The following is a 19,714-nucleotide window of genomic DNA, read 5'->3' as shown; positions in this document are numbered from 1 at the left end:
CACCGCGATCCGACCTGATGTCAGACCTCCTCGGTGCCACCGCTCTCCTCGTCGTCCTTCTTCTCTTCCTTGGCCGCCGCGGGCGCGGCGCCCGGCTGCGGCTCGGCCACGGCCACCCGCGCGGGGCGGATGGTGCGCTCCCCGATCCGGTATCCCGGCTGCAGGATGGCCACGCAGGTCGTCTCGGTGACGTCCGGCGCGTAGCTGTGCATCAGGGCCTCGTGGATCGTCGGGTCGAAGGGCTCGCCCTCCTTGCCGAACTGCTGGAGGCCCAGCTTCGCGACCACGGTCTCCAGCGACTCGGCCACCGACTTGAAGCCGCCGACCAGCTCGCCGTGCTCCCGCGCCCGGCCGACGTCGTCGAGCACGGGCAGGAGCTCGCTCAGGAGGTTCGCGACCGCGACCTCCTTGACCGTCACCCGGTCGCGCTCCACCCGGCGCCGGTAGTTCTGGTACTCGGCCTGGAGCCGCTGGAGGTCCGCCGTCCGCTCGCTGAGCGCCGTACGCACCTGGTCCAGCTCCGCCGTCAGGGCGACTGTCCGCTGTTCGTCCCCGGCCGGGGCCGACGCCTCCTCCTCGGAGGGGGTGTCGGCCTTCGGCTCGGCGTCGTCGGAGCCGGAGGGGACGTCGGGCTTCTCGTCGAAGCCCGGAGTCTCCTCGGTCACGCCGCACCGCCCTTCGAGTCCTTCTCGTCGTCCACGATCTCGGCGTCGACGACGTCGTCGTCGGCCTTGCCCTGGGCGCCGCCCGCGGCATCCGCGCCCGGCGCGGCACCTTCGGCCTGGGAGTTGGCGTACATCGCCTGGCCCAGCTTCTGGGAGACGGCCGCGACCTTCTCGGTGGCCGTGCGGATCTCGGCGGTGTCCTCGCCCTTGAGCTTCTCCTTCAGCTCGGTGAGCGCGGTCTCCACCTCCGTCTTCACGTCACCGGGGACCTTGTCCTCGTTGTCCTTGAGGAACTTCTCGGTCTGGTAGACGAGCTGCTCGCCCTGGTTGCGCGACTCGGCGGCCTCGCGGCGGGCGTGGTCCTCCTCGGCGTACTTCTCGGCCTCTTCGCGCATCCGGTTGACCTCGTCCTTCGGCAGCGAGGAGCCGCCGGTGACGGTCATCTTCTGCTCCTTGCCGGTGCCGAGGTCCTTGGCGGCGACGTGCATGATGCCGTTGGCGTCGATGTCGAAGGCGACCTCGATCTGCGGCACCCCGCGCGGGGCCGGCGGCAGACCGGTCAGCTCGAACATCCCGAGCTTCTTGTTGTACGCCGCGATCTCGCGCTCGCCCTGGTAGACCTGGATCTGCACGGACGGCTGGTTGTCCTCGGCCGTCGTGAAGATCTCGGAGCGCTTGGTCGGGATCGTGGTGTTGCGCTCGATGAGCTTGGTCATGATGCCGCCCTTGGTCTCGATGCCGAGGGACAGCGGGGTGACGTCGAGGAGCAGGACGTCCTTGACCTCGCCCTTGAGGACACCGGCCTGGAGCGAGGCGCCGATGGCGACGACCTCGTCCGGGTTCACGCCCTTGTTGGCCTCCTGGCCGCCGGTCAGCTCCTTGACGAGCTCGGCGACGGCCGGCATACGGGTCGAGCCACCGACGAGGACGACGTGGTCGATCTCGGAGAGCTGGATGCCCGCGTCCTTGACGACGTTGTGGAACGGCGTCTTGCACCGGTCCAGCAGGTCGGCGGTCAGCTGCTGGAACTGCGAGCGCGTGAGCTTCTCGTCCAGGTGCAGCGGGCCTTCGGCCGACGCCGTGATGTAGGGCAGGTTGATCGTGGTCTCGGTCGAGGACGAGAGCTCGATCTTCGCCTTCTCCGCAGCCTCGCGGAGACGCTGGAGAGCCATCTTGTCCTTGGACAGGTCCACGCCGTGCCCGTTGGCGAACTGCTTCACCAGGTAGTCGACGACCCGCTGGTCCCAGTCGTCACCACCGAGGTGGTTGTCGCCGTTGGTGGCCTTCACCTCGACGACGCCGTCACCGATCTCCAGGAGCGACACGTCGAAGGTGCCGCCGCCGAGGTCGAAGACGAGGATCGTCTGGTCGTCCTTGTCGAGGCCGTACGCGAGGGCGGCGGCCGTCGGCTCGTTGACGATGCGCAGGACGTTGAGGCCCGCGATCTCACCGGCCTCCTTCGTCGCCTGACGCTCGGAGTCGTTGAAGTACGCCGGGACGGTGATCACCGCGTCGGTGACCTTCTCGCCCAGGTACGCCTCGGCGTCGCGCTTCAGCTTCTGCAGGATGAAGGCGCTCATCTGCTGCGGGTTGAAGTTCTTGCCGTCGAGCTCGATCTTCCAGTCGGTGCCCATGTGGCGCTTGACCGAACGGATCGTCCTGTCGACGTTCGTGACCGCCTGGCGCTTGGCGACCTCTCCGACGAGGACCTCGCCGTTCTTCGCGAAGGCGACGACGGACGGCGTGGTCCTGGCGCCTTCGGCGTTGGTGATGACGGTGGGCTCGCCGCCTTCGAGAACGCTGACGACGGAGTTAGTCGTGCCCAGGTCGATGCCGACCGCACGTGCCATTTCGATTCCTCCAACTGACTACTTGAGTGGATCTGACTCAAGGATGCATCACACGTCCACCGGAGTCAAAGGACCTGAGTCAATTACGCTCAACTTAACTGCTCGGACCTGACCCCACCTGCGGGGACTCCTGAAAATCGGCCGCGCGACCGCGCCTCCGGCGCCTTCCCCGCGACACCCGGGGAGTGGCTCGCGTCACACGCCCCCACCCACCTTCGCATCATGGGATCGTTCTGTCACAAATTCAGGCGAGACGGTCATAAGGAACGTCACGGATCCCCGGGCAGGTGCGATGCGGAACCCGAAGCGGACGGCGGCGCGGACCGTGGCACGAAGGAGATGGACGGCGGACCCGTTCACGGCACGCCGGACCGCGATGCGCCCGGTGGCGGTCCGTCCGGCGGCGGCGCATCCGGCGGCGGTCCGCCCGGTGGCGGCGCTCACGGCCGCGGTACGCCTGGCCGCGGCGCGCGCCACCGAGGCGGTCGCCGCCCGCTTCGCGGCCGTGACCGCGAAGCGCGCCCTGGACCTGACCCTCGGCTCGCTGCTGCTCCTGGCCGCCGCCCCCGCGCTCGCCCTCGCCGCCCTGGCCCTCGCCCTGCGGCCGCCGTGGACCCGGGGAGGCGTGCTGCGCCGGGAGACGCGGATCGGTCTCGGCGGCCGCCCCTTCGAGCTGCGGTCGCTGCGGACCAGGCGGTTCCGGCTCGACCTGCTGTCCCGGCTGCCCCACGTCGTCCGCGGGGACCTCTCCCTGGTCGGCCCGCCGCCGCTGCGGCCCGGCCATCCGGCGCTGCGCGGCCCGGTGACCGGCGCCCGGCGGCAGGAACTGCGCCCCGGCTGGACGGGCCTGTCACAGGTCCGCGCCCGCTCCCGGATGCCCTGGGACGAACCCGCTCTGCTGGACGCGCACTACGCAGAGCATCATGGAACAGGACTGGACCTGGCGATTCTCGCGCGGACCGCGCATCTCCGACTGCGCGAGGGCCTGCGGGCGATCCGTCCGGGGAAGGCTCGCCTGAGCGACACAGATCACCGCCTGCCCGGCTACAGCGGGGCGGAATAAGTGGATAGTGTCAGCACAGACTAACTAAGTTACTGCTTAGTAATCCCTTGTACGCGCTGGATCCCACCCTCGCAGGCCCGAGGAGCCCCCAATGCAACTCGCCGCGATCATCGTGTCGCTGGTGCTGACCGTCGTCGGCGTTGCGCTCATCGCCCGAGCCGTCGCGCAGATCTACCGGTTCGTCCGTATCGGGCAGCCGGTGCCGGCAGGCAGTCGCACCGACAACCCGAAGCAGCGAACGATCACCCTGGTCAAGGAGTTCCTCGGCCACACCCGGATGAACCGGTGGGGGATCGTCGGCTTCGCCCACTGGTTCGTCGCCATCGGCTTCCTGACCCTGCCGCCGACGCTGCTCCAGGCGTACGGACAGCTCTTCCAGGCCGACTGGATGCTGCCGGTCGTCGGCGACTGGCTGCCGTTCGAGATGTACATCGAGTTCATCGGCATCATGACGGTGCTCGGCATCGTCACGCTGATGGCCATCCGACTGCTCAACCTGCCCTCCCGGGCCGGCCGCAAGTCCCGCTTCGCCGGCTCCAAGGCCTGGCAGGCGTACTTCGTCGAGTACGTCATCCTGGTCATCGGCCTGGCGATCCTGGCCCTGCGCGGCCTCGAGGGCGCCATCCACCACGTCGAGGGCTACGAGGCCTCGTACTTCGTCTCGTATCCGCTGGTCCTCGCCTTCAAGGGCCTCTCGCTCGGCACCCTGCAGAACCTGATCTACCTCACCGCGATGATCAAGATCGGCACCTCGCTGATCTGGATGATCACCGTCTCGCTCAACACCAACATGGGTGTCGCCTGGCACCGCTTCCTCGGCTTCCCGAACATCTGGTTCAAGCGGAACGCCGACGGAGAGGTCGCGCTCGGCGCGCTGCAGCCCATGACCACGGGCGGCAAGGAGATCGACTGGGAGGACCCGGCCGAGGACGCCGTCTTCGGTGTCTCCCAGGTCGAGCAGTTCTCCTGGAAGGGCATCCTCGACTTCTCCACGTGCACCGAGTGCGGCCGCTGCCAGTCGCAGTGCCCCGCCTGGAACACCGGCAAGCCGCTCTCCCCCAAGCTGCTGATCATGTCGCTGCGCGACCACGCGCACGCCAAGGCCCCCTACCTGCTGGCCGGCGGCGGCAAGGACATGGAGGGTGAGGAGAAGGCCCCGGCCGAGGCCCTGAAGGACGTCCCCGCCGCCGCCCTCGCGGAGGCCGAGCGCCCGCTGATCGGCACGGCCGAGGAGAACGGCGTCATCGACCCGGACGTCCTGTGGTCCTGCACCACCTGCGGCGCCTGCGTCGAGCAGTGCCCGGTCGACATCGAGCACGTCGACCACATCGTCGACATGCGCCGCTACCAGGTCATGATCGAGTCCTCGTTCCCGTCCGAGGCGGGCACGATGCTCAAGAACCTGGAGAAGAAGGGCAACCCCTGGGGGCTGGCCAAGAAGCAGCGCGTCGAGTGGACCAAGGAGGTCGACTTCGAGGTCCCGATCGTCGGCAAGGACGTCGAGGACCTCAGCGAGGTCGACTACCTGTACTGGGTCGGCTGCGCCGGCGCCCTGGAGGACCGGGCGAAGAAGACCACGAAGGCCTTCGCGGAGCTCCTGCACATCGCGGGCGTCAAGTTCGCGATCATGGGCGGCGACGAGAAGTGCACCGGTGACTCCGCCCGCCGCCTCGGCAACGAGCCGCTGTTCCAGCAGCTCGGCCAGGAGAACGTCGCCATGCTGAACATGGCGTTCGGCGAGGATGACGACGAGCCGGAGACGAAGAAGCCGAAGTCGTCGAAGAAGATCGTCGCGACCTGCCCGCACTGCTTCAACACCATCGCCAACGAGTACCCGCAGCTCGGCGGCGAGTACGAGGTCATCCACCACACCCAGCTGCTCCAGCACCTGGTGGACGAGGGCAAGCTGGTCCCGGTGACCCCGGTCGAGGGTCTGATCACCTACCACGACCCCTGCTACCTGGGCCGCCACAACAAGATCTACACGCCTCCGCGCGAGATCATCGCGAAGGTCCCGGGCCTGCGGAACGAGGAGATGCACCGCCACAAGGAGCGCGGCTTCTGCTGCGGCGCCGGCGGCGCCCGGATGTGGATGGAGGAGCGGATCGGCAAGCGCATCAACAACGAGCGCGTCGACGAGGCCCTCTCCCTCAACCCGGACATCGTCTCCACCGCCTGCCCGTTCTGCCTCGTCATGCTGACCGACTCGGTCAACGGCAAGAAGAACGACGGCAAGGCCAAGGAGTCGGTCCAGGTCGTCGACGTCTCACAGCTCCTCCTGGACTCCGTGAAGACCCCCGCCGACCCCGCGGGCGACACCGAGGACGCCGGCGTGCCGGAGCCCGAACCCGTGAAGTAGGGATCGCACCGGCGCCGTGACCGGAAGCGGCCGGACCTGCCTCGGGGGCAGGACCGGCCGCTTCCGTGTGTCCGGGGGCCGGGGCCGGGACGGGGGGCCGGGGCAGGGGCACCGGAGAGCGCGGACAGGAAGCACCGGGAGCCGGGGCGGAAAGTACACCGGAGGACCGGGGCGGGGAGCACACCGGAGGACCGGGGTGGGGAAAGCCCGCCAGGGGTCTCCCTTAGGGGATGTCACAGCTAGGCCGCAATGGCGCCCCTGTTCGCCGGGGCCCCGCCCCTCACCCGCATGGACCAGGTACGTTCGACGGGTGGCTGGATTCAGGATCGGACGCGGCCGGGACAACCGCACACCGCAACAACACCCGCAGCAGCAACCTCCGTACGGCGCGCAGGCACCCTCGCCGCCGTACGGCCGGCAGGCATGGCCTCCGGCCGGGGGCGGCGCACCCTACGGCGGCCCCCAGGGCGCTCCGTACACGGGCGGGCACGGGAGGCAGCAGGGACAGGGGCACGGCGGCGGCCACGGGGAGCCGGAGTACTTCGGCGACCCGTACACCAGCCCGCAGCCCCCGCCCCACCACGACCCGTACGCCAACGCCCCCGGGCACACCCAGGCGTTCAGCATCAACGAGGACCCGTACGGCGACGGCAGCACCTACCAGGCCGGCCAGGCCCCCGCACAGCCCTCGGGCCCGCGGCTGCCCTGGAAGCAGCTGCTGAGCGGCCTGGTGCTGCGCCCCGGGCCGACGTTCTGGCAGATGCGCGACTACCCGGTCTGGGGTCCCGCGCTCGTCGTCACGTTCGTCTACGGCCTGCTCGCGCTGTTCGGCTTCGACCAGGCACGTGACGAGGCGATCCACGCGGAGGTCTCCACCGCGGCCCCGTACGTGATCGTCACGGGGATCGGTTTCGTCATCGGCGGCCTGGTCCTCGGTGCCGTCACCCACACCCTGGCCCGCCAGCTCGGCGGCACGGGCTCCTGGCAGCCGACCGTGGGCCTGTCCATGCTCATCATGTCGGTCACGGACGCGCCCCGGCTGGTCTTCGCCCTGTTCCTGGGCGGCGAGAACGCCCTGGTGCAGATCCTCGGCTGGGTGACCTGGCTGGCGGCCGGAGCGCTGTTCACCTCGATGGTGAGCAAGTCGCACGACCTGCCGTGGCCGAAGGCGCTGGGCGCCTCCGCGATCCAGCTGGTCGCCCTGCTCTCGATCATCAAGCTGGGCACGATCTGACGCCCGGTCCGACCACACCGGCGACATCCGTACCGCGTGAAAGGGCCCCGGAACCGCTTTTCGCGGTTCCGGGGCCTTCGTACCGTCCGGGCGTGACGCCGTCCCGGCCGGTCAGGAATCCAGGACCTGCCCCTGCCGGCGCACGACGGGCTTCTCCACACTCCAGGGGAAGTTGATCCACTGGTCGGTCTTCTTCCACACGTACTCGCATTTCACGAGCGAATGCGGCTTCTCGTAGATGACCGCGCTGCGGACCTCGGCGACATGGTCGATACAGAAGTCGCGGACCAGCTTCAGCGTCTTACCGGTGTCGGCGACGTCGTCGGCGATGAGGACCTTCTTCTCGGTGAAGTCGATCGCGTTCGGTACCGGCGCCAGCATGACCGGCATCTCCAGGGTGGTCCCCACCCCGGTGTAGAACTCGACATTCACCAGGTGGATGTTCTTGCAGTCCAGCGCGTAGGCCAGACCACCGGCGACGAACACCCCGCCGCGCGCGATGCTCAGTACCACGTCCGGCACGTAGCCGTCGTCGGCCACCGTCTGCGCCAGCTCACGCACGGCATGCCCGAAGGCGTCGTACGTCAGGTTCTCCCGTTCCTCACCAGCCATACCGATCACACCTGAGTCCGATGGAAGTTCATGTACGAACGCGAGGCGGTCGGCCCTCGCTGCCCCTGGTACCGCGACCCGTACCGCTCGGAACCGTACGGGAACTCGGAAGGCGAGCTCAGCCGGAACATGCACAGCTGCCCGATCTTCATCCCGGGCCACAGCTTTATCGGCAGCGTCGCGAGATTCGACAGCTCAAGGGTCACGTGCCCGGAGAACCCGGGGTCGATGAACCCGGCCGTCGAATGCGTCACCAGCCCGAGCCGGCCCAGCGAACTCTTCCCCTCCAGCCGCGACGCCAGGTCGTCGGGGAGCGAGATGACCTCGTACGTCGACGCCAGCACGAATTCCCCGGGGTGCAGGATGAAGGCGTCGTCCCCCTCCGGCTCGACCGTGCGGGTCAGGTCCGTCTGCTCGACCGCGGGGTCGATGTGCGGATAGCGGTGGTTCTCGAACACCCGGAAATAGCGGTCGAGCCGCACATCGATGCTCGATGGCTGAATCATCGACGCATCGAACGGATCAATGCGTACACGTCCGGCGTCGATCTCGGCCCGGATGTCCTTGTCTGAGAGAAGCACGCCCCGAGGATACGCAGAACGCGCGAGCCCGCCCCAACCGGACCGCCCGCGCGCCTGCTGCCGTCACCTGCTACCGCTGCCCGGACTCCACGGGCACGGCATGCCTCAACCGCGCACACCGGGGGCAGCGAAGCAACCTCCCCGGCCCGATCCGGCCGGCCCCGAGCTGCTGCATCGGGAACGACGAGGTAGCGAAAACATGCCCTTCGGCACAGCGGACGACGGTGCGCTCCATCTGATCCATCAAGTCCCTTCCCCAACCTGCTGTGGACGAGACCGCCACATTAGGGGATGAAGAGGACGCCGCTCCACGCGGCACTCCGCCCCCTCACGCTACGCCTCCAACTCCCCTCCCCACCAACCGCGTCCACCCGGCACCCATACCCGGACACACCACGCAGACCCCGCGGCGGGAACGCCGGGGGCCTGCGATGGGGTAGAGTGTGCGACGATGCACCGCCGTCACGGCGGGATGCTTCGCGGGTGTAGTTTAATGGTAGAACATGAGCTTCCCAAGCTCAGAGCGCGAGTTCGATTCTCGTCACCCGCTCTTTGATGAAGGCCCTGGTCAACGACCGGGGCCTTTTTGCCTTCCCAGGAAGCCGCCCACCCGCTGCACCGCCTCCGGCCCGGCGTGCCGGGGGCCTTCTTACGGCCTCTGCGAAGAGTGCGAGGAAGGCAGCGCCCCCGGGCGCGCGAGGCGCCTAAACTCCAGGGAGCATCGCGTGGTGGGGGTGGGAGTGCTCAGACCAGGGCGACGAGATCGGCAGCGGGAGCTTGAGGCCGAAGTGACGGCCTTCGGGGAGGTGTTGGCCGAGCACAGCTTTGTTCCGGGCAAACCCGGAACACCGCCCAAGGCACTGGATGACTGGGAGCGCGCCCTCGACGCGTACGACGCCGCTTCTCGTGCCTTGCACAGCCGCAGACGGAAGAAGATCGTTCCGCATCTACTGCGGGAGGGGCAGACCGCCCTGGTCGACCTGGAGGCCCGTGTTGCCGGCTCGCCGGTGCTCCAGGCGGTTTCCCCCTGCTTCTTCGACCCGCGCCACGGGCAGTCGACCACGGAGGCCAGCTGGGCTCCCCGTGGCGGCGCGAAACGCCTCGTAGCCGTGTGCGCGGCCGATGCGATTCGGCTCCGCGAGGGTTCTCCCCTGCTACCCAGCGCGTATGCCACGTCGTCCGAAGAGCCTGGTGGTCCATCCCGGCTCCCCAAGGACGGCCTTTCCGATCCGTGGCTGATCGGACTGTTCGTGCTGCTCCTCGGCTACGCGACGGCCCTCATGTCCGTGGGCGACATGACGGGTGCGATCCTGTCCGTCACCGCGGGCGGAACTGCCGGCGGAGTAGCCCTTCTCTCGGCACTTCTCGTCTTCAGCGCATCGGTCGATCTGTGGGCCTTGATACGCCAGGGCCATCGGGCACGGGCGACGTTCGTCCAGTCGGCATACGGTCGGCACGGGACCCATGAACACGTCTACGTGGCCATCGACGCTTCCGGCCGACGGCATGAGCACATACAGAGGGCGAGCAGCGGGGCCGCGATCCCCGTGCCCTCCCGGACCGTCTGGTGCTTACCGAAGGCGGATGGCGGAGGCAAGGCGTTGAGCGCTTGGTCCCCCGTCTGGCTTCCTCTCCGCGTTCTCGTCGGGCTGCCGTTCCTTCTCGGTAGCACGGCTGTCACCCTGTACCTGATTCCGGGACGGCTGATCATGATCCTCCTCTCCTGACTGCCGCACCCCTCTCACCTCAAGCTCCGCAGCAGTCATGCACCTCTGCGCATACTCCAGAATGCTCGAACTCATGCCCTCGACGACTCGCATCGCCGTCACGCTCCCCAGCGGCCAGGTGGCGGAGCTCCGCAAGCTCACGGACAACGTCTCCGGCTGCGTGGTGGAGGCCGTAGCCCGCCGGATCCGGCACCAGTTCCTGGGTGACGACCTCCGCCGCCATGAGGAAGAACACGGGCCCTTCAGGGACGAGGAGCTCGCCGAGGCCCGCTCGAAGATCTTCGGTGGCGCCGGTTCCTCCGATAACGCGGACGCCTCGTGAGCGAGCGCATCGAAACCGTCGTCCTGGACTCGGAAGGGCGCTCCGCCTGGATCGCGTAGGGCCGCAAGATCCTCGCGTGCTTCAGGTCCTCTACGGCATGGGCGCCGGCCTGGTGATCGGGGCGTGGGTCAGCTGTGGCTTCCGGAGGCCGGGGCCCTCCACCTGACCCACGCGAATCCGCGGTTCAGGTCCTGTCCAGCGAATCAAGCACCGCTGATTCCCAGGCTCAGAGCGCGAGTTCGATTCTCGTCACCCGCTCCGTGGAAAAGCCCCACCCGCTCCATGGAAAAGCCCCAGGCCAACGGCCGGGAGCTTCTTTGCCGACGGCTTCGCAACTGGCAGGACAGCCGCCGGTCGGGACCGACCACGTCCGACCTCGGCCAGTCCCGGTTGCGAATGAACCGCTACCGCATCGTTCTGACCGAGGACCGGCACGACGACCTGGTCCAGTACCTCGACCGGGGCCTTCTCGTCGGCCTGTGGCCCACACTGCGCACACTGGTCAGCCGAGATGTCCCCGCAGACGTGCTCGTCCGGAGGTGCCGTCCGGAGCCGCGCTCGGCGTCCGTGAGAACGAACGGGCAGCACCTCGCCCGGCGTCCGGGAAGCCGGGCGAGGTGAGCCCGGCGGTGCGGCGGGCCGGAGCTGTCTCCGCGGGCCGGCGCCCGCCGGGGTCCGGCCCGGTCCCGGGTCGGTTCAGCCGGGTCACGGCGTACGCCTCGACGGCGTCCCGCTGGTAGGCGGCCAGCCCCGGTGTGATCGCCTCGTACGCGGGGTGCCACGCGTCGTTCTCCACGCAGGAGCGTCCGATGGCGCGGTCTCCTCGGCGGACACGTCCCGCAGCCGGGTCAGGGCCCGGTACCGGGCGGCTGTCTCGGCCTGCCCCGCTCCCCCCGGCCGCCAGGGCGGGGCGGGGCGCGCGTCGGCGACAACGCCGGTTCCGGATACGGGGTGCGGGCAGGCGGGTAAGGCGGCAGGCGGATTCCGGACACGCCGGACCGTGGTGCGTGTGGAGAGGAGGTGAAGGAAGTGCAGAGAAGGGGTGACTCGGCTCCGAGCAGCGGCCGGAACCACTGATCCTCACCGCGCCCCAGGAGGACCGTGTGGGCCCTGATGCACCTGCGCCGGAGGTGACGGGGCCGGAAACGGCTGGCCGAGAACGCCACACCGGACCGTGCTTCTGGAACAGTGAGCGCGCCGAGTCCCGCACGTACGGGGCACCGCGGAGCGTGGAGGAGTCTGCTCCGCACTGCCGTGGTCGTGCGGTGCCATGACGGAGGAGAGCCGCGCCCGCCCGCACCGCACGCCGGGGACGTCCGCACCACAGCACCGGATCGCGTAGGCAGCACCCACCTCGTCCACAGGAGGCACGCCCATGCACGTCCGCACCGCAGTCCCGTCGAGCAGACCCGTACGGGCCGTCCTGCTCGTCCTCGGCATGCTGGCCGCACTGCTGGCCGCAGCCCTTCCCTCCGCCGGTACCGCCCACGCCGCGGTCCCCGACCGCTGGGGCTTCGCCTACCTGGACAACCCGACGCCGCCGCCCGGCTACGCACCCGACCCCTCACGCCAGTGGGGCAGTTGGGCCTCTCCGTCCGCCAACCCCGTCAAGGTGGACCAGATCGGCCTCGGTTCGTACGTGGTGCACTTCCCGATGATCGGCGGGCCTGACGGGATCGCCCACGTCACCGCGGTCGACAGCACGGGCCGCTGGTGCCAGGCCGTCGACTGGAAGGACACCGGGTCCGGCGAGGACGTCTACGTGGACTGCTACCGCCCCGGCGGCGCGCCCGACAACTCCACCTTCACCGTCCTCTACACCAGCAGCAGCGGTACCCCCGCCACGCCCTCCGGCTCGTACGGCTACCTCTACTCGGACACCAGCGGCACGGCTCTCACCCAGTACAACTCCACGGGGGCGGTCAACTCGGCGAGCCACGGCGCGACCGGTGTCTGGAAGGCCTGGCTGCCCGGCCTCGGACTGTCCAGCCACGCCGGAAACCTCCAGGTCACCGCGGTCGACGCCAGGCAGGGTGCACGATGCAAGGTGTCCGACTGGGCGCCGGGCACGGCGGGGCAGACCGTCCTGGTCGCCTGCTACGACGCCTCCGGCTCCCCGTACGACACCAGGTGGACGCTGAGCTACTCCCACCTGCGGGCGGTCCACGGACCGGCCTTCCCCCCGAAGGCGTTCGGCTACCTCTGGTACAACGGGTCGCTGCCCACGCTGACCAACTACAACTCCAGCGGGGCCACCAACACCTTCGGCGGCTCGGGGGCGCCCTTCGTGGTCACCATGCCGTCGATCGCCGTCCCGTCCGACACCGCCCAGACCACCGCCTACGGCAAGGGTCCCGAGTACTGCGGCCTGTACGCGCCGTGGGACCGGAGCAGCGGTTCCGTCCGGCTCTACGTCAACTGCTTCGCACCCAGCGGGGCGCCGGTGAAGGCCCCCTTCTTCACCGCCTACACCTCGGCCCGCTGACCCCTGCCGCTCAGGCTCCCCGGAGCACGCCCCAGCCACGCGGGCGGGGAGCTCCCGGGTACGGGAAACGAAGGGTTACGGCATGGGGCCTTCGAGGCCGGGTGTCTGCCGGGCCCGGCCCGTGCCCTTCGCGGCGGGCGAAGCGGTCAGGGCCGGTCCGGGCGGGAGGGCACCGGTTCGCGGCCGGCCGCCCCGTCCGTCCGCAGCGGTCGCGCGTCGTCCCCGCGCCCCGGCTCTCCCGTGCGGAGGGGCCGGGGCGCGGTGGCGGGTGAGAGCGCGGCGGCGACGAGCATGAGCAGCAGGACCGGGACCATCGCGGCGCGCAGCCCGTGGTGCTCGCCGAGGAAGCCGAGTGCCGGCGGACCCACCAGCAGCCCGACGTATCCGATCCGGGAGGTCAGGGCGACACGGCCGGTGGTGTCCGGGCCGGACTCGCCTGCCGCGGAGAGGGCCAGCGGGAAGCCGAGGGAGGTACCGAGCCCCCAGAGCAGTACGGCGCAGCCGGCTGCCACCGGGGAGTCCACGAAGGACACCAGGGCTATACCGACGGCCGTCAGCAGCGCGCCGCCGCCGAGGACCACGGGCCGGCCGACGCGGGCCACCACAGGCCCTCCGGCGAAGCGGCCGGCCGCCATGGCGGCGGCGAAACCGGCGTACACCAACGACCCGAGGCCGGAGGGCATCTCGTGGCCGTCGACCATCAGCAGCGGCAGCCAGTCGGTGGCGGCGCCTTCGGCCAGCGTCATGCCGAACACCACGCCGCCGATCATCAGCAGCCGCAGGTCGAGGTACAGCCGGCGTTCCCGGACCCCTCCGGTGGCGGGCTGCTCCACGACGACGGGCCCGGCACCCGCAGACCCGGCGGTCTCAGGCCCGGCATCCGCAGAGCCAGCACCCGCCGTCCCGGCATCCGCAGACCCGGCACCCGCAGACCCGGCGTCCGCGGGCCGGGAGCGGCCTATGCCGGGGCGCAGTCCCGGTACCGCGAAGGCGAGCAGCACGGCCACGAGGAGCAGTACGGCCGCCAGGTGCCAGGGCACCGGGAAGCCGCTCGCGGCACCGGCCACCCCGAGGCCCGCCCCGATCAGGGTGCCGAGGCTGTAGCAACCGTGCAGGGCCGGCAGTACAGGCCGCCCGAACTCCCGTTCCACGACGGCGCCGTCGACATTGCTGGCGACCTCCGAGAGGCCCACCCCGGCGCCGAGGAGCAGCAGGCCGAAGGCCACCGACGGGGCCGAGGCCACCGTCGTGCCCAGGGCCATCGTGCCCACACCGGCCGCCACCAGGCACATGCCGGCGACGATGACGGGGCGCGTCGAGAACCGCGCCACCAGGGCGGCGGCCACCAGGATGCCGAGCATCGAGCCGATCGACATACCGAAGAGCACCAGGCCCATCTCGGCGGTGGAGGCACCGAGCCGGTCCCGGATGTCGGGGGTCCGGGTCACCCAGGTGGCGAGCGACAGTCCGGGGATCGCGAAGCACAGTTGCAGTGCCCTGCGGTGACGCCGGACCAGTGGATCCGGCGGGGCGTTCTCCATGAGGGCGTGGGTCTCCGAGGCGGGGCGGCGGGGGTACCCCCCGCACCCTAAGGGCTCCGGCCGGGAGGGTGTCCGGGGCCCTCGGTGCCGCCCCGGACACCCCCGCCCCGGACACCCCCGCCGCGACATCCGCCCGCCCACCCGCGAGGACCCCTCACCAGCCCACGAGATCCGCTCACCCACCCGTGAGATCCACCCACCCGCGGGGCCCCTCACCCACCCGCGAGGTCCGCTCACCCCGGCGCGTCCCAGGCCCGGCGGAACGTGAACCGCCGGGCGGCTTCCGCCGGTGTGGTCCCCTGCCCCCGCCCGGGGACGTCGCACACGAAGGCGGCGCCCTCCGCGCGCAGCCGGGCCTCGTCCGCGTACCGCCTCATGACGGCCGCACAGGCCATGACGTCCTCGGCGGAGACGTCGTTCCTCTCCCGCTCCTCGTTCTGCCCGAGCAGGACCGCTTCGTCCTGGGGGAAGCGCAGCACGGCCACCGGCGCGCCGGACCGTCCGGCGACGGCCATGAGGCGTGCGCGGGCCCGCGGGGTGACGTTGGTCGATTCGGCGACCGTGGTCCGGCCCGCGGCGAGCCTGGCGGTGATCCTGCGGTCACGCTCCTCGAAGACCCGTGCGTCAGCCGCGTCGGAGGTGGCGTCCGGCGCCCCGCTCCCGAAGAACTCCTCGCGGATGCCGTCACTGGAGACCACGGCTTCCGGGTCGAGGCGGCCCTGGGCGATCAGCTCACGGACGAAGGCGGTCTTGCCCGAGGCCGGTGGCCCCACCAGTACGACGAGTCCTGCGGGGACCACCACCGGCCCGGAGCTCACGGGGTCCGGGCCGGCAGTGCGGAAAGGCTCGTGCGGGCCGCGGTCATGAAGGCGGCCTTGTGCTCCTCCAGGTGCTCGTTGACCTCGGTGTCGCCGATCTCGCGCCATACCGCTTGGTTGAGCGCACGCCCGTACGTGTGGACAGGGCCGTGCAGGACCGGGTCGCACAGCAGCACGAGGTGCCGTTCGGCGACCCAGAGCGCCGTCATGGCGTCACCGGCGCGTGTGCGCCAGTCGTCGTCATCGCCCCAGGCCTCGGGCCGGTTGTAAGCCGCGCGCTCGGCCGCCTGGGCGCATACGAGGAACTCCTTGACCGCCTGGAGCTGTTCGCTCCGGCGTGCCTCGCTCGTCGCCGCCCTCAGCCGACGTTCCTCGGCCCGCTCCGCGGACCGCTGGGTGGCACGCTGGGAGAAGGCCGTCAGCCCTCCGCCGAGCGCGACACCCGTGAGTGAGAGGACCGAAGTCCACATCTCCGAAACCACCCTGACCCCCTGAGAGCTGCTCCGTTCACCGGCGTACACATGGTCCCGTACCGGCCGGGCGGACCGCCCGGTGTTCCGGAACCCGGGCGGCCGGACCGGCACTCACGAGGAGCACGGGACGGCCGGACCGGCGCTCACAAAGTACGAGGGGCCCGGACCGGCGCTCACGGGGGTGCGAGGAGGCCGGTGTTTCCTCCCGGCCCCCTCACGTCCGGTCAGAGCCAGGATTCCCAGATGCCGTACGCCGACGACCGGGTCACGGCCTCGGCGCCTGAGGCGTCCAGGCGCACGACGCGGTAGTAGTACAGGCCGAGCAGGTCCTCGTGCACCGTGGTGTCCATGTGGTACCCGGCGCCGTCCGTCGTGCCCTCGGCCAGGGTGGTGTAGGCGGCGGTGACGGGGTCCCAGCGCTCCACCCGGTAGCTCGCGAAGCGGGAGCAGTCCCCGAGGCCGGAGCTCTCGGAGCAGCCGACGTACAGCTCCGGGTACTGGTCCTGGCGGACCTCGGTCCCCGTCCAGCCCGGCGGCCGGGTGTCGGGCAGGGTGGCCGACACCTCGGCGGGGTGGAGGGCGTCGAGCGGCTCGTCGTGGCGGTAGTCGTCCATGGCGGCCACCTTGTAGACGTGGGTGGCGCCGTCAGGGACCGTCGGGCAGAGGATCTCGGTGGCGGCCAGGGAACTTCCGGTCCAGCAGTTGTCCTTCCACACCGTCTCGCCGCTGTCCGGGTCGGTGACGCCCTGCCACGCGCGGTAGCCGCTGACGTCGGTGTCGTCGGGCGGTGTCCAGGTCAGCCGGACACCGAGCGGGACGGTTTCCGCCGTCAGGTCCTTCACCGGGGCGGGCCGTTCGGTGTCCGGGGTGGTCTCCGTGGCGGCCGGGCCTGGCTGCGAGGCGTGTCCGTAGCGGTCGATGGTCACGACCCGGTACTCGTACGCCGTCTCCGACGCGCCCTGGACGTCCCAGCAGGTGCCGTTGACCTGCTTGCGGGCGGACAGGGGGGCGTCGTCGTCCGCCCAGGTCCAGTACGTCTCCGGGTCCTCCAGCGGTTCGTCCCACGGGGTGAACGGCTTGCACCCGTCCACGGTCCCGGTCTCCCCGGTCGCGGTGTCGGTGCGGAGGATCCGGTACGTGGGGAGGGGGCTCTCGTCGACGGTCCAGGGGTCGACGCCGCTCCACTCGATCATCACGCCCTCGTCGAACGCGTGGGCGGTGGTCCTGAACGGGGCGATAGCCTCCGGCCTGTCGGCCATCTCCAGCGTGGTCTCCACCGGCGCGGCGGCGTTGCCCGCGGCGTCCAGCGCGCGTACCGCGTACCGGTAGCTGTGGGCGACGGCGGCCGACTGGAGCGGCACCACGTCGGTCCGCGTGGTGGTGTTCTCCCCGGGCAGGGCGCCGGTGTAGCCGCCGGTCGCCGGGTCGTACTGGAGGACCTGGTAGGAGGCGGCCCCGGTGACGGGTGACCACACCAGGTGCGGGACGCCCGACCGGTACTCGGCGCGGAGCTGCGCGACGGCGGCCGGCGGGGTCCGGTCGGGGGTGGTGAACGTCGTGGCGGCCGAGTACGCCGACCAGTTCCCGGCGGCGTCCCGGGCCCGGCCCCGGTAGGTGACCTTGCTGCCGTCGGCCGGGTAACCGGTGTCGCAGATAGCGCCCTTGCTCCCGGAGTAGACGGTGCTCCAGCGGTTCGTGGCGGCGTCGAGCCGCTGCATCTCGTACCGGACGATGTCGGCGGCGTTCTTCGCGGTGGTGACCAGCTGCGGGGCCGCGTAGGGCCGGCCGTCCGGGCATCCGTCCCACTCGACGAACGGCGCGGCGGGCGGTGTCCTGTCGACGGTGGTGACCAGCTTGTCGGTGCTGCCGGCGGAGGTGTTGCCCGTCTTGTCGACGGCCCGTACCTCGTAGTAGTACGACGCGCCCGTCTTCGGCAGGGCGCTGTCGGTGTAGGACCTGGCGGTGGTCGTCGCGAGCGGTTTGCCGGTGTACGGCGAGCCCTTCAGCCGCCGGTGGACCTGGTACTTCGCGAGGTCCATCTCCTTGTTCCCGGCCCAGGTGATTTTGGCCGCGCCGGTGGTGGTGCTGTAGGAGACGGCTGTGCCCGTCGGGGTGAGGGGCTTGACCTTGTCGACGCCGGCGGTGGTGCGCGGCGCGTAGGCGTACGTGACGTTCGCGGTGCCCGTCCAGTTGACGAAGTCGACGCGGAGTTCGTGCTTGCCCCGGGGGATCGTCACGTTGACCGTCTTCTTGACGGTGGCGGAGACGTTCTTCCACAGGTTGACCTTGCGGACGCCGTCGACGTAGACCCGTATGCCGTCCTGGGCCGAGGCCGTGAACGTGAAGGGGCCACCGGATCCGAAATCACGCGTCACCGTCCAGCGGACGCCGAAGTTGTTGGACGGCAGGCCGGAGGCGGGCGCGCCCTTGCCCCAGTTCTGGGAGATCGCGGAGTCGCAGTCCGTCTTCTTCGGCTTGCCCGAGAACGTGGTGTTCGCGAAGAACTGCCGTTTGAAGACGGGTGAGGCGCAGCTCACCGCCGCGGAGGCGGATACGGCAGCGGCTTGGAGCACTCCGCCCGCCGTGGCGAGAACCAGGGCGGTGGCGACAGTGCGTCTGGCTGGGTTCATCAAGTCCTTCAGTCCTGTTCGGCGACAGATGTCGATCAGACGTCTCCGAACAGACCGGCGAGGATGCCGATTGGTTGTACGAGTCTTCACCGGCAGCCGTCACGGCGGGCTGCCGGCGGGCTGTCGGCGGCCTTCCGGTGGTCCTCCGGTGGTGCGGGGGCGGTTCCCGGCCCGGGGACCGGGCGGCGGTGCTTTCCGGGACAGCGGCACGATGCGGATTCCTGTCACCGCTCCCGGAGAACCCGTCGATCCATCTCTCCGCCTCTCCTCTTCGGCAGCTGCGGCCGCCCGGATTCCTGCGCCACGGAATTCGGCACCCGCCCGTACGGAGTGTTCGCACGGAGCATTCGCACGGAACACCCGCGCGCAACGCTCACACGCGGCTCCCGCGCATGACACCCATGCGCGGCGTCCGCGCGGAAAACCCATGCGAAACGCCCGGCCGGAAGTATCCGGCCGGGCGTTCGACTGCGCTGTCGGCGGCAACCACATCAGCGGGCCGCCCATTCCCTCCTGAATTCACCACCGGAAGGAAATGGCCCTTCCGGTGCGGCGCCCGGAGGGGTGTACCAGGCCGCCGCCGGGTCAGATCGTCGGCGTGTCGTCGACGATCTCCTTGTGCGGTTCGACCACGAACTTCCAGCCCTCGCTGGGCTCCAGGAACCTCACCCGGGTCGGGTAGATGTCCAGGGCGCGACGGTCGCGGTTCTGGCTGTTCCCGCCCTTCCGCGCCCGGGCCGGCTCCTCGTACAGGTCGACCTTGACGTCCGGCACCTCGACGACCTCCTCGTCCCAGCGCTGGACGATCCCCGCGCCGAACGCGTCCCGCGCGGCGGAGTAGAGCGAGTCCAGGGACTCCTTGCTGCCGCCGGGCACGAAGAGGGCGAGGTTCAGAAGGACACCGGCGCTCCGGAGGACCTCGATCTCCTCCCCCGCCTTGTCGGCGATCCAGACCCCGGCCTCTTCGGTGTTGTCCGGGAGGACGTGGAACTCCTCACCGAAGACCGTCTTCACCTCGAAGGAACCCCCCTCGAAGTTCTTGCCCGGCTTCGTGAGGAGAGCCGGGGCGTAGCAGTCGAGAGGAAAGCCATCCGTCCCTGCCGAGACGAAGATGCCGTCCTGGGGGCCCAACTCTGAAATCTCCTCGGCCGTAAGACGTCGAGCCGTGACCTTCTCGGTATTCACGCCATTCCCCTTTTAATCGCGGCGTCCTGCGAATTCATTAAGACTCTACCACGAAAAGGATCACCCTCTTCCCATTACGCACGCCTTCCCGTCCGCGACGACAACGGCCGGCCTCCGGTTAATTCCTTCCGGGGGCACCCCTTAAGGGCCGCCCGGCCGACTTCGTTTC

The 19,714-nt window shown here is 70.1% G+C and carries 15 protein-coding genes, 2 tRNA genes and 3 pseudogenes; 10 read left to right on the top strand and 10 right to left on the bottom strand.

What is annotated here, in order from left to right; all coding sequences use genetic code 11:
- Window positions 1-20: 20 nt before the first annotated feature.
- Together grpE and dnaK are read right to left on the bottom strand one after the other, a co-directional pair.
- Window positions 21-665 (bottom strand): nucleotide exchange factor GrpE, encoded by a 645-nt coding sequence (gene grpE / locus CP967_RS17890; protein WP_150488935.1) that lies wholly within the window; start codon window positions 663-665, stop codon window positions 21-23.
- Complete coding sequence (gene dnaK / locus CP967_RS17885) at window positions 662-2,515, bottom strand: molecular chaperone DnaK (RefSeq protein WP_150488934.1); 1,854 nt, start codon at window positions 2,513-2,515, stop codon at window positions 662-664. The genes grpE and dnaK overlap by 4 nt, the downstream gene beginning before the upstream one ends.
- 376 nt (window positions 2,516-2,891) lie before the next feature.
- Here dnaK and CP967_RS17880 point away from each other — a divergent pair, with 376 nt between their 5' ends.
- The 3 genes from CP967_RS17880 to CP967_RS17870 all read left to right on the top strand — a co-directional run bounded on the left by CP967_RS17880 (window position 2,892) and on the right by CP967_RS17870 (window position 7,171).
- Window positions 2,892-3,578, top strand: a complete 687-nt coding sequence (locus CP967_RS17880; protein WP_150491909.1) for a sugar transferase — start codon at window positions 2,892-2,894, stop codon at window positions 3,576-3,578.
- Between the two features lie 91 nt (window positions 3,579-3,669).
- Window positions 3,670-5,937, top strand: coding sequence for a (Fe-S)-binding protein (locus CP967_RS17875; protein ID WP_150488933.1), 2,268 nt, complete (start codon window positions 3,670-3,672; stop codon window positions 5,935-5,937).
- A 310-nt stretch (window positions 5,938-6,247) separates the two neighbouring features.
- Window positions 6,248-7,171, top strand: coding sequence for a Yip1 family protein (locus CP967_RS17870; RefSeq protein WP_150488932.1), 924 nt, complete (start codon window positions 6,248-6,250; stop codon window positions 7,169-7,171).
- Window positions 7,172-7,282: 111 nt separating this feature from the next.
- On the opposite strand, the gene CP967_RS17865 is transcribed toward CP967_RS17870, so the two are convergent.
- Both CP967_RS17865 and dcd read right to left on the bottom strand, forming a co-directional pair.
- A complete protein-coding gene (locus CP967_RS17865; RefSeq protein WP_150488931.1) occupies window positions 7,283-7,783 on the bottom strand; it encodes a phosphoribosyltransferase in 501 nt (166 codons plus the stop codon).
- Window positions 7,784-7,788: 5 nt separating this feature from the next.
- Window positions 7,789-8,364 (bottom strand): dCTP deaminase, encoded by a 576-nt coding sequence (gene dcd / locus CP967_RS17860; protein ID WP_150488930.1) that lies wholly within the window; start codon window positions 8,362-8,364, stop codon window positions 7,789-7,791.
- Window positions 8,365-8,843: 479 nt separating this feature from the next.
- On the opposite strand from dcd, the gene CP967_RS17855 reads away from it, so the two are divergent.
- The 6 genes and pseudogenes from CP967_RS17855 to CP967_RS35450 form a co-directional block, all read left to right on the top strand.
- Window positions 8,844-8,914 (top strand) — tRNA-Gly (locus tag CP967_RS17855).
- Window positions 8,915-9,173: 259 nt separating this feature from the next.
- Complete coding sequence (locus tag CP967_RS17850) at window positions 9,174-10,091, top strand: hypothetical protein (RefSeq protein ID WP_150488929.1); 918 nt, start codon at window positions 9,174-9,176, stop codon at window positions 10,089-10,091.
- A gap of 73 nt (window positions 10,092-10,164) precedes the next feature.
- Window positions 10,165-10,413 carry a hypothetical protein gene (locus CP967_RS17845; protein ID WP_150488928.1) on the top strand — a complete coding sequence of 83 codons (249 nt, stop codon included), beginning with the start codon at window positions 10,165-10,167 and terminating at the stop codon, window positions 10,411-10,413.
- Window positions 10,410-10,537 (top strand): annotated as a pseudogene (locus CP967_RS35240) (DNA-binding protein); the annotation flags it as partial. The gene CP967_RS17845 and the pseudogene CP967_RS35240, both read left to right, overlap by 4 nt.
- Window positions 10,533-10,671 (top strand) — tRNA-OTHER (locus tag CP967_RS17840). The pseudogene CP967_RS35240 and the gene CP967_RS17840, both read left to right, overlap by 5 nt.
- Before the next feature lie 96 nt (window positions 10,672-10,767).
- Window positions 10,768-11,034, top strand: a pseudogene (locus tag CP967_RS35450) (hypothetical protein); the annotation flags it as partial.
- A 76-nt stretch (window positions 11,035-11,110) separates the two neighbouring features.
- Here CP967_RS35450 and CP967_RS17830 read toward each other — a convergent pair.
- Window positions 11,111-11,349, bottom strand: a pseudogene (locus CP967_RS17830) (TipAS antibiotic-recognition domain-containing protein); the annotation flags it as partial.
- Window positions 11,350-11,788: 439 nt separating this feature from the next.
- On the opposite strand from CP967_RS17830, the gene CP967_RS17825 reads away from it, so the two are divergent.
- Window positions 11,789-12,898, top strand: coding sequence for a hypothetical protein (locus tag CP967_RS17825; RefSeq protein WP_150488927.1), 1,110 nt, complete (start codon window positions 11,789-11,791; stop codon window positions 12,896-12,898).
- Between the two features lie 146 nt (window positions 12,899-13,044).
- Here CP967_RS17825 and CP967_RS17820 read toward each other — a convergent pair whose 3' ends face one another.
- The 5 genes from CP967_RS17820 to CP967_RS17800 form a co-directional block, all read right to left on the bottom strand.
- Window positions 13,045-14,439 carry an MFS transporter gene (locus CP967_RS17820; RefSeq protein WP_150488926.1) on the bottom strand — a complete coding sequence of 465 codons (1,395 nt, stop codon included), beginning with the start codon at window positions 14,437-14,439 and terminating at the stop codon, window positions 13,045-13,047.
- A 233-nt stretch (window positions 14,440-14,672) separates the two neighbouring features.
- The gene (locus CP967_RS17815; RefSeq protein WP_244338966.1) at window positions 14,673-15,242 is read right to left on the bottom strand and encodes an ATP-binding protein; all 570 of its coding nucleotides are present in this window, start codon (window positions 15,240-15,242) and stop codon (window positions 14,673-14,675) included.
- An 11-nt stretch (window positions 15,243-15,253) separates the two neighbouring features.
- Entirely contained in the window at window positions 15,254-15,727 is a 474-nt protein-coding gene (locus CP967_RS17810; RefSeq protein ID WP_373300408.1) for a hypothetical protein, read from the bottom strand.
- Window positions 15,728-15,954: 227 nt separating this feature from the next.
- A complete protein-coding gene (locus tag CP967_RS17805) occupies window positions 15,955-18,360 on the bottom strand; it encodes a PA14 domain-containing protein (protein WP_150488923.1) in 2,406 nt (801 codons plus the stop codon).
- A gap of 585 nt (window positions 18,361-18,945) precedes the next feature.
- Window positions 18,946-19,545, bottom strand: coding sequence for a hypothetical protein (locus tag CP967_RS17800; protein ID WP_150488922.1), 600 nt, complete (start codon window positions 19,543-19,545; stop codon window positions 18,946-18,948).
- Window positions 19,546-19,714 lie beyond the last annotated feature (169 nt).

Source organism: Streptomyces nitrosporeus (assembly GCF_008704555.1).
Lineage (GTDB): Bacteria > Actinomycetota > Actinomycetes > Streptomycetales > Streptomycetaceae > Streptomyces > Streptomyces nitrosporeus.
The sequence above is the reverse complement of the archived record's forward strand: the minus strand, read 5'-3'. Positions and strand labels throughout refer to the sequence as shown.